This is a genomic window from Micromonospora sp. 4G55, assembly GCF_016803375.1.
Genome location: NZ_JAEVHN010000331.1, coordinates 1 through 6,663, shown reverse-complemented (window position 1 = coordinate 6,663; position 6,663 = coordinate 1). Strand labels below are relative to the sequence as shown.

The 6,663-nt window shown below is 69.4% G+C and carries 6 protein-coding genes and 2 pseudogenes; 4 read left to right on the top strand and 4 right to left on the bottom strand.

From position 1 onward, the window contains the following. A pseudogene (locus JNW89_RS38155) lies at positions 1-95 on the bottom strand (IS5/IS1182 family transposase); the annotation flags it as partial. Between the two features lie 80 nt (positions 96-175). Between JNW89_RS38155 and JNW89_RS23195 the strand changes: the two are divergent. Next, positions 176-610, top strand: a complete 435-nt coding sequence (locus JNW89_RS23195; protein WP_238450486.1) for a methyltransferase domain-containing protein — start codon at positions 176-178, stop codon at positions 608-610. Between the two features lie 239 nt (positions 611-849). On the opposite strand, the gene JNW89_RS23190 is transcribed toward JNW89_RS23195, so the two are convergent. Next, a complete protein-coding gene (locus JNW89_RS23190) occupies positions 850-1,320 on the bottom strand; it encodes a UPF0158 family protein (protein WP_238450487.1) in 471 nt (156 codons plus the stop codon). Positions 1,321-1,464: 144 nt separating this feature from the next. After that, a pseudogene (locus JNW89_RS38975) lies at positions 1,465-1,632 on the bottom strand (IS5/IS1182 family transposase); the annotation flags it as partial. Between the two features lie 357 nt (positions 1,633-1,989). On the opposite strand from JNW89_RS38975, the gene JNW89_RS23180 reads away from it, so the two are divergent. The 3 genes from JNW89_RS23180 (at position 1,990) to JNW89_RS23170 (ending at position 5,136) form a co-directional block, all read left to right on the top strand. Next, positions 1,990-2,859: a peptidoglycan-binding protein gene (locus JNW89_RS23180; RefSeq protein ID WP_238450485.1), complete on the top strand. Its 870-nt coding sequence runs from the start codon at positions 1,990-1,992 to the stop codon at positions 2,857-2,859. A 106-nt stretch (positions 2,860-2,965) separates the two neighbouring features. Further along, entirely contained in the window at positions 2,966-4,117 is a 1,152-nt protein-coding gene (locus JNW89_RS23175) for a hypothetical protein (RefSeq protein WP_238450484.1), read from the top strand. Then, positions 4,042-5,136 carry a hypothetical protein gene (locus tag JNW89_RS23170; protein ID WP_238450483.1) on the top strand — a complete coding sequence of 365 codons (1,095 nt, stop codon included), beginning with the start codon at positions 4,042-4,044 and terminating at the stop codon, positions 5,134-5,136. Before JNW89_RS23175 ends, JNW89_RS23170 begins: the two co-directional genes overlap by 76 nt. 7 nt (positions 5,137-5,143) lie before the next feature. Here JNW89_RS23170 and JNW89_RS23165 read toward each other — a convergent pair. Beyond that, a partial coding sequence (locus tag JNW89_RS23165) for a hypothetical protein (protein WP_238450482.1) occupies positions 5,144-6,663 on the bottom strand: 1,520 nt, incomplete at its 5' end.

The window sequence follows — 6,663 nt, the reverse complement described above, 5'->3', positions numbered from 1 at the left end:
CGGTGATCCCGCCACCGCCCCCGCGCACCGCCCGGCTCGGGAAGCAGCGGCGCGATCACCGCCCACGCCTCATCGGTCAGTTCACCACGACGCACCACCGGCACATCGTCAACGATCAACCACTACAAGATCGGCAGGACACGCCCTAGGCGAGTCGTCGCTTATCCTTCTGGCCGTGCCGGGATCTCTGTCGCCCCGCCTCGCCGCGATCGTGAACGCGCTTCCCCTTCAGCCGCACTCCCGCGTCCTCGAAATCGGATGCGGGCCCGGGGCGGCCGCACGAGCGGTCGCAGCCCGACTCACCACCGGCCACATCTTGGCCATCGACCGGTCTGCCACCGCGATCGCCCAGGCAGAGGCAGCCGCAGTGGACGAAATCAGGTCCGGCCGCATGAGTGTCCGCCGCGTCGCGGCCGAAGACTTCGTCCTGCAGACCCAGGAAGAGCCGTACGAGATCGTGTTCGCCGTCCGCGTTGGCGCCCTCGACGGGCGCCACCCCGAGGCTGGTCAGCAGGTGCTGCAGCGTATCGCCGGGGCGACCAAGGCAGACGCCCGACTCTTCATCGACGGCGGCGACCCGCTTCGTGAGCTACCCATCCCGCGGCCTTGAGCCGAACGAAGGGGCCCGGCGGTCGATGTAGCGACGCACCGGTCGTGTCTCGCTGCCCCAGCTGACCAGCGCTACATCGACGCCTTGGACGGGTATGCGTCCACGGCAACCCCGACACACACTGCCATCGGCACGACCGAGCGTTCGCCCTTACCGCACCTCGTCACCGGGCGTGGCGCCCGGTCCGCGGCAGATGCGTGCGTTCGTGCTGCAGGAAGTCGCGCGGCGCGGGCGCCAGCTCAGGGAAGGTCGGGATCTGGGTGCTCGGCCACGAAACGCTCGCCCGTTTCGTCGTCGACCAGCGCGTTGTCGACCAGCCATTCAACAGCCCGCCGCTGTGCGCGCACCTCGCGGAAGGCGTACCACGCTGGCAGTAGGTGCGGATACTCCTCGTGCAACTCGTTCTTGAACCGGCGGAAGGCGCCCTTGCCCTGGATCGCTCGGGCGAGTCTGCGGCCGGCCGCCGCGTCACTGATCCTCTCGACAAAGTCGGCCATGTCCTGGTACCAGACGTAGGACGGCAGCGGATCAATACCGACCAGGTCGAGGTCGTCAAGGTCGATGGGCGTGTGCCCGTCGATGCCGCCGTCCGTCGTCCAGAACACGATCTCGCCGGTCTGCGGGTTGATCAGCCATCGGTGCTCGTACTCGGTCTGGTCCTCGAGCGCGGTGGCGATCTCCTCCAGGTCTAGCCTGCCCAGGTCAAGCATCCGGCCACCATAAACCCGCTCCTGCCCGCGCTTCGACCCGCGACCAGCGGCAGAACCGTGCACCTGACCTTGAGAACGGGACAGCCGTAACGAGCAGGAATCGCGCGCGATGACGGCGGTGGTCAGTTCCATCCCGTGGCGTCGCAGGACACGGTCTGGCAATCCTCGCAGATGAAAAGGCTGCGCCAGCCGTCGCCGTACTCGCGGATCCGGTTCTCGACCGACCAAACGGACCAGCCGCCGGAACTGAGCTGGCTGCAGCCCAGTGAACGGGAAGATCCACTCGGCCCGGGCTGCGGAGATCACCTGCACCCCGGCATCCTCGATGATCGTCCTTACCGGACAAACACCGGGGTTTCGAGACGTCTCTTAGCCTCTTCGTTTGCCAATTGTCGGCTGATCCGCGAGTTGCGGAGGCCATCCAGTGGCGCTAACCGCCAAGGCCGGCAAATGTTCTGCAAAGAACCTGACTGATTGTTGCGGCCGGGAAAATTTCGGCCGCAGAGTTGGGCCGTAACTTGCTGACCACCTCAGACGAAGGGGAGCAAGGGATGAGCACGGAGACCGAAGACCTGGTGGTCACCTGCTTCGACGAGGACGACAACCCGGAGGAGCACATCGGCGAGCTGGTCGAGTACGACCTCACGGCGGTCGAGGAGGAGGAGTAAGTTGGGAGCCCACCTGGCGCCGACATTGAAGGTGCTGCGGAACGAGGTCAACAAGCGCTGGCCGCACCGGGATCGGGCGTCCGACGGGTGGATCGGCGATGCGGCCCACCAGGCGCGCAAGTCTGATCACAACCCGGATGGGGACGACGGCTCGGTCAACGCCCTCGACATTGACAAGGACGGCATCGACCCGCTGTTGGTCGTCCGCCGGTGCATTCAGCACCCGTCGACGGAGTACGTCATCTTCGACCGCACCATATGGAGCCGCAGCCGCGGATTCCGGCCCGCCCGCTACACCGGGTCCAACCCCCACGACAAGCACATCCACGTCAGCGTCAGCCACACGCGCAGCCGCGAGGACAGTACCCGGACGTGGGGCATCCCCACCTCGTCCGCCTCGAAGCTCGGCGACCGCACGCTGCACACCGGCAGCAAGGGCAGCGATGTGCGGGAGCTCCAAAACCTCGCAAACAAGCTCGGCGCCCTCCTGGTCGTCGACGGGGTGTTCGGCTCAGCGACGCACGCCTGGGTACGCGCCTTTCAGAAGGCCAGGAAGCTGACCGTGGACGGCATCGTCGGCTCCAGGACGATCGCCGTGCTGCGGGAGGCGACGAAGCCGAAGCCGAAACCACGGGCGACGCCGGCTGGCCACCGGCCCGGGACGCGAACGGTGCGGCGTGGGATGAGCGGCGACGACGTCGCGTTCGTCCAGCGGTTCATCGGGGAGCGACAGTGCGGAGAGCCGAGCGGGACATACGACACACACACCGAGGCAGGTGTCCGCTGGTACCAGCGGATACAAGGCATCGACGACGACGGAATCGTTGGTCGAGTTACCTGGGCGAAGATTCGGGTGACTGTCACCTACTAGCGCCTGGTCTCTGATGGCAGGCCAGCACCGATCCGGGGTTCACGTCGAGATGCGACGGATCCTGGATCTCTACGACCACCCACCGTCGGACGGCCCGTTGATCTGCGTGGACGAGTTCGGGCCGTTGAACCCGGCCTGGCCATGCCTGGCGGCCCCCACCCCGATGTGCCGTCATGGTGCAGCCGGAAGGAGCGCATCCATGCGCCTCAACACGTTTCTTCGCACCCCGATCCGCGGTGACATGCAAGACCGCCTGCGTAACCTGATGGTCACTGAGGTGTCCCTGGCAGGAGACCCCAAGCCGGGGGACAACTTTCCCCAAACATTGAAGCTGTCCTTCGAGACCGACACACCGGACCTTCCCGTGGAGATCGCACCGCTGTGGGAGGGTGCCCTCCAGTTCATCCCGGACAGCACCGCGCAGAACCCGACCGTGCCCGGGGAGGTAGTCGAGGGCCGCTACGACAGATGGTCGGTGACCGGAGACCTGCTGCTGAAAACGCCGGCCTTCGGACATGAGGACGCCTTTCGGCAACTCCTGCCGGGCTTCAACCCGGTACCGCAACTGGTGCGGTACAGCAAGGTCGTACTGACGCCGGAGTTCCTGTTCACCACGTTGGCCAGGGTTCCGCGGCGACGATTCGCTCTCGGCGGCGTCAGCGTCGCCGAGGACGATCCGTTCTACCACCGCAAGCTCGTGATCGGCTTCCTGTCCGGCACCGGCCGGCTCCGGGTCACCGTCGACCCCGCCGACGCGACCAAGGACACCGCCCTGCTGCCGATGCCCGTCGTCGCGGCACCGACGTCCGACGCGCGAACAGAGCTGCGCGTGACCGTAGCGTCGACGAGCTTCGAAGTACTTGCTCCTACCTGGTTCCACCAGCGGCCCGCCTATGACGACCTGTCCGGAGAGCAGCTGGTCCCTCCGGCGTTGCGTACGCTGGCCGACCAGCTGTCCAACCCGGCGCATCCGGCCCACAGCGTGGTCTCCGCGTGGGCCCTGTTCCAAGCCGCGCCGGACCTTGCGTACGCGCCCGACCACGCCGCAGGGCCGGTGCGGACAGCGCTCGCCGCCGCACGGCCCGACGGACGGCGATACCGACGCATCGAGCTGAGACGTCCCCCACTGCCCGGCTCCGACCTCAGCGCCGCGCCCCGGCGCCCCTACCCCGCTCACCAGCTGTGCTGGCGCCGAGCACGGGCGGCCCGACCGAGTCGCTGCGGCTACCGCTCTCCGGCGTCGTCCACGTGCCGCTGACCGACGACACCTACCGGTTCTGGGTCATCCCCCGCTCGGCCGACCCGACCGCAGTGCTTGACGGGGACCAGGTGCGACTCAGCCTGCCACCGTCGCCGCCCCGGCTCATCGGCGGCCCGCCACAGACCGCCGTCGACGTGGCGATCGGCGCGGCGCCGGCTGCCACGATCGACGCGCACCTACGCGCCTACGACGCGGCGATGGTCTGGGAGGGCTACCGTGCGGTCGCGCCTCGCCAGACGGAGCTGCAGGACAAGGCCACTGCGAACTGGAACGTGGACGCGCACCTGGCGTGGATCGTCCCTCGGGCGAACAAGAACCGCCCACAGAGCGCGCTGTACGCCCTGTTCCGGGAGTCCGCCGGGCGGCACGGGCTGTCGCCGGAGTTCCTGCAGGTCGTCTTCTTCGGCGAGGGCGGCGCCAACGAACTGTCCGCCTCGGGCACCTTCAACCACAACGAGATCCTGCAGGCCTACGACTTCGTCGGCCTCGACCTGATCGTCTACCGCACCGGCCGGCTCCCCGTCGGCCGACCCCCGATCCCACCCGAGGTGCCCGCCGGCGCCGTCGACGAGCGCGCCGAGTACATGTTCAACCTCGTCACCGCCGGCTACGTCGACCCCGCCGTCGCCGCCGCGGTGAACTGGGACCGCACCGAGGTCCGGACCGAGGCCGGCTTCACCCGCAGCCTCGAGGTAGGCACGGTGAACGGATGGGCGGCGGCGATCGAGCTGGTCGCCGCGGAGCTGCACGCCCGCCTCGACGAGATGACCGCCTACCTGGCGGGCAAGGTGCCCCCGGTCGCGGTGCCCGACGAGCTGAGCCGGCGGTTTCTCACCTACGCGCGGTTCAACTCCCGACCGTCCACCGCCCGGACGCTCGCGGACAACCTGGCCGTGAGGCTGCGCCCGTGGGTCGGCGCCCCGCCGCCGGACAACACCAACGTCCACTTCAACACGATCCAGCGGCTGGCGGTCGCCGAGTGGCACGACGCGGCGGCCGCCTACCGGGAGGCGTAGCCGCCGATCAGGGCACCGGCGGCAGTCCCTCGATGATGCGCCGGGCCAGGTAGCGGATCTCGGCCGCGGACAGGTCCAACGTCTTGCGCACCACGGGCGCGGCGACCAGGTCCGCGGTCCGCCGTCCGGCCGTCTCGGCGCCCTTGGCCACCACGAGGTGGCGTCGGGCCGGGCCGAGGCCGATGATCCGCCCGCGGGAGGTGCCGGCCGGGTCGTAGCGGAACTCCTTGCCGGCGACGAGAATCCGGTCGCCCACCTCGAGTTCGTTCTCCATCCACTCGAACAGCTGGGCGCTGCCCTCCTGGCCGCCGCGCGGACCAGCCTTGATCTCGAAGACGTCCAGCACGATGAGGTTGCCGTCGCGTTCGACGGTGAGCAGGTCGTCGGTGAACTCCTTGGACTGCCCGCTCACCCCGTCGACGCGGCGCACGCCCTGCTGAAGGGCGGCGTCGGCGGTCGCCGCCTCGGCCCGGCGCGCGGCGAGGATCTCCGCCTTGTAGCCGTCCGCCAGGATCTCGCCGATATTGCCGGTGAGGTTGCGCAGCACCCAGTCGGCGACCTGGCCGCCCTCCAGCATGCCCTGGTGCCACAGGTCGGCGAGCTTGCGCTGCAGCCGGGGCAGGTTGGCCGGGTCCCGCAGGGTCTGAAGGAAGCCGGCCGCCCGGGCAGTGGTCAGTCCGGGAGGCTGAACCAGCGCGCTGATCGGTGTCATCGTCGTCGGTCGGGGACGGGCCACGACCACGACGTGGCGCGGGACGGCGACCCCGTTGCGGATGGTGGTGTACTCGGTCGTCCAGATGCGGACTCCGGGGCGGGGCGCGACCTGGGCGAGGCTCTGGGCAAATGCCGGCGACTCGGTCACGACCATCCACTGGCCGCCCTGTCGCAGCCGGTCCACTCGCTGGGTCACGAAGGCCGCAGGGTCGGGCAGCTGCGCCGGGTTGAGCAGTTCCTCCCGGGCGACAGTGCACTGGTAGCCGGCCGGGAGGTCGAGGATGCCGCCCTGCACGAAGCGACCGTTTCCGGCTACGACGGCGTCAACGCCGGCGTTGCGGGTCGCGGCCACCACGGTCGTACGCCTGCCCGCGGCCAGTTGCTCCAGCCCCCAGCCGATCTCCGGGTCGCCCGCGCCGACCACCAGATACTCCCGCAGCCCGCGCGGGCCGACGCTCTTGACCGCCGTCCTGGCTCCCTTGAGCACCATGGTAGCGGGAACGGTTTTCGCGGCGCTGCCGGCGAGCAGGGACCGGGCGGCGTTGCGCAGCCGCAGCACCGCCTCGGCGCGGCGGGCCTCATCGACCGCGCTGATGATCAGGTTCCGCAGGGTGCGTTGGGACACGCGCAGCTCGCTGCTCAGGCTCTTGAAGGCGCGGCTGCTGAGCCGCTCCTTGTTGGCCAGCTCCGCCGCCGCGGTGAGCGTGCTGAGCGTCCCGGCACTCGACGTGACGGTCCCGGCGGCGGCGGGAAGCGCGGCGACGGCGGCCGGCATGGCCACCCGCAGGAACGGCACCGGAGCGGCGTCGGCGG